Annotated in this window: 1 protein-coding gene; it reads left to right on the forward strand. The window is 49.1% G+C overall.

The genetic code is table 11. The features are described from left to right. Positions 1–691: alanine:cation symporter family protein (locus tag R8N47_RS25360; RefSeq protein WP_318186128.1), on the forward strand; the 691-nt coding region annotated here is incomplete at both ends.

The following is a 691-nucleotide window of genomic DNA, read 5'->3' on the forward strand; positions in this document are numbered from 1 at the left end:
TTGCTGCGGCTATCGGCTTTGGTGGCCCTGGCGCCGTATTCTGGATGTGGGTTGTTGCCTTCTTTGGCGCAGCAACAGCATATGCAGAATCCACTCTCGCTCAAATCTACAAAGAAGAAGATGAAGGTGAATTCCGTGGCGGCCCTGCTTACTACATCGAAAAAGCAATGGGGCAAAAATGGTACGCATGGATCTTTGCTATCTCGACCATCTTTGCGTGTGGTGTGCTACTTCCTGGCGTTCAATCCAACAGTATTGGTAACGCGGTAGAAGCAGCATTTGGCTCTGGTGACATGATCGAAACCGCTATTGGTACCTTCAGTTTTGCTAAAATTTTCACTGGTACGGTTGTCTGTGTCATTCTTGCCTTCATCATCTTTGGTGGCGTAAAGCGTATTGCGAACTTCACTCAGATCGTTGTGCCATTCATGGCATTGGCGTACATCATCACCGCTTTCGTTATCATTCTTCTAAACATCGGTGAAATCCCACGCATTATCGGCATGATCCTAGGAGACGCGTTCACTCCTATGGCTGGTATTGGTGCCGCCGTTGGTTGGGGTGTTAAACGTGGTGTTTACTCAAATGAAGCGGGCCAAGGTACCGGCCCTCACGCAGCAGCGGCAGCAAGCGTTGATCATCCTGCACAGCAAGGTCTGGTTCAATCATTCTCAATCTACATCGATACACT

Source organism: Vibrio sp. 2132-1 (genome assembly GCF_033344315.1).